Consider the following 2,573-nt stretch of genomic DNA (forward strand, 5'->3'; position numbering starts at 1 on the left):
AACAAACCGTGTCATTGCTCAGTCCTCGGCATGGCATTACGGAAATCATAGCCTTGGGGACGTTTTCACACAGCCTCGCCGATGAGCCGCCACTTAGGCTGCATCAGCCCCGAAGCCTTTGAGCCGGCCTCGGCGTGAGTGTCAGGAGTGTCTACGGTTCTAGAAACAATCCATGCCAGTTTGCTACGCCATGAGAAAGGCCCTGCAAAAGCAGGGCCTTTCTCATGGCGTAGCAATATTTCATGCTTTGGCTATCGGAAATTTCAAATTTTGGCTACAAAATTTCAACCTTTCCGATTTCTGACAAAAACCTAGAGCAACACAAAAACCTGCATCATCCATTTTTGTAAATCAGATACTTACGGTGCACGACGACAAGTAACGCATCAAGTTGACGACACATAACCTTGCATTTTCTCTCTGAGCGACAGGTAAGCTTGCACTATTCGATGCCGGCTAGAACTTGTCGATACGATACTTAATAGAAGGCTGGGGTATCAGCTATCAACTTGCGTAGCATGAAGAGGTATGTGGATCTGTCGATGGGCATCGAAGAGGGAAGTGGAAACGCCTATCTAAGTCTGTCTACTGCGAAAGACGGTTGTTTACGGGCTGGACGTCGAAAAAAAACCACCATTCAACAGAGGGCTCCATCCGTTAGTACACAGCGGCTATCACACAGGTCGCAGGCGCTCAGGAAAGTAGTGGTAGGATGCAGAATGCACGACCGAAGAAAATCATAATGAAAGACCTGTCATGCTGGTTTTTTTGGATACCGAATTCACCGATTTCATTGATTGCGAGCTGATTAGCATCGGCATGATCGGAGAAGATGGGCGACACGAGTTGTACTTGGAGGTGCAAGACTTCGACCGCTCTAAGTGTAACGCCTTCGTCCAGTCCGCCGTCTGGTCGCAACTCGGCCGCATTGATGGAGCCATCGTTCGTAAGGTGGACGTACAAGCCAGACTACGCGACTGGTTCGCGAGTCTGCCACGCAGCGTGACGATCGCCTGTGACTCGCAGCACGACCGCGACCTGCTGGCAAACGCACTCGATAGCAAATGGCCGACTAACCTGACTGGCTGGTTCGACCTACGACCGTTGATTGACACAGGGGTCTTCGACCGAGCTGTCGTACGGTACCATTCGAAGGAACGACCATGGCATCACGCCCTTTATGATGCGCAAGCACACAGGGCAGGGTGGTTGGCCTGGATGGATCAACGACGACGGAAACTGAATGTGTAGCCCCCACCCAAAAGAATAGATTCAAGCGCCGCCTAATTGTTGGTTGAGCTAAGAGATTCTATTTCTTGACCATTTATTAAGAAGGATATGGTGGCACCACTCTTCAATGTAAGAATGACAATCTCTAAAGTTGATGTCTCACCATCTGGAATTGCATTGAACAATTCTTCAGAGAGCCTAACTCTAGACATTGCCATTGTTCCATTGTTGCTCTCAAATCCAAAGTTAAGCCACTTCTCTTTTTTATTGTCGTCCAGCGACAACGTCCGGGCAAGAATCCAATCTGAAGCCGCTCGTACATCAAGCTCGTTGCGGCGCTTCGTTATAAAGAACTTCGCGGTCTCTAGGGTGTTGCTCCAGTTGGTAGATGTAATTTTTGGTTGAAAATTTTTCCATTTTGCTTCTTTTAAAGCACTAAGGCGAGCGCTGAGAGTTATTTTTTGCCTATCAGACAGATGGGTACTTTTTGCATAAATGAAGTCTCTCTTTTGTTTCACATCATCTAAAACCCTTTTGATTCCTATTGCCTTGTCAAAATATCCGCGCGAGTCATGAGCCCCTTGACTGAAAATATCAGCACCAAAACTCCACTTTGTTTTATTAACCAGCTGAAGTTCAACAAGAATTTTTTCTGCCAGTACACGATGGGCAGTCCCAATTCCACCCAGGTAGGATCCTCCGACGTCTGAGTGCACTCCAGGCAAGGTTATTTCTGTCATTCGGTCAGAATATCTCAGAGACCCGTTTGGCAGGCCAAAGAAATCTTCATTTTGATCTAACACTACACGAAATAGGTTGCGACGTTCATCTCTGGCCACAAGGTGAATTAAGTAATCTGTTGTTGGAGCTATTCCAAGTTTAAGTGCGTTCTCTTTTCCCGTTGCAACGGTATCAAAAAGAAGCCCCACGGTTCTGACGGAGACCGCCGATTTTACTTCGTTGGCGCTACTGCTATTTTCAGGCCACATTTCACTCACTAGATTCATAAAATGCCTACCTATCGCGGCGCCTCGGCTAAACCCGACAACAAGAACTCTAACTTCAACATTAGACTCACGGCTCCAGTCGTTTGCAACTTTTTCACGGAGTCTTTCAAGTGCATCTTTCGCTTTTGGAAGGCAACTGTAACAAATTGCCGCATCTGCTTTTGAGCCCACACCTGGGCCTGAAACATAATCTACTTCATAACCGTTATCCTTTAGCTCATTAGCTAACGCAGCAACAATAGTCTCCCTTTCCTCTTCATGTGTTGGCGCTCACTGAATTTTGACCAGCCGTGCTCGTTGAATTTTGACCAGGCATGGAGGCCGCCCGCGCAGCGG

The 2,573-nt window shown here is 47.5% G+C and carries 2 protein-coding genes; one reads left to right on the forward strand and one right to left on the reverse strand.

Features of this window, described 5'->3' with window-relative positions; all coding sequences use genetic code 11:
- Positions 1-756: 756 nt before the first annotated feature.
- Positions 757-1,251, forward strand: a complete 495-nt coding sequence (locus tag ACZ2IA_RS22625) for a hypothetical protein (protein WP_470294844.1) — start codon at positions 757-759, stop codon at positions 1,249-1,251.
- Between the two features lie 32 nt (positions 1,252-1,283).
- Here ACZ2IA_RS22625 and ACZ2IA_RS22630 read toward each other — a convergent pair whose 3' ends face one another.
- Positions 1,284-2,408, reverse strand: coding sequence for a T6SS phospholipase effector Tle1-like catalytic domain-containing protein (locus ACZ2IA_RS22630; RefSeq protein ID WP_470294845.1), 1,125 nt, complete (start codon positions 2,406-2,408; stop codon positions 1,284-1,286).
- Positions 2,409-2,573: the final 165 nt, after the last annotated feature.

This window comes from Crenobacter sp. CS_VA4, assembly GCF_055597485.1.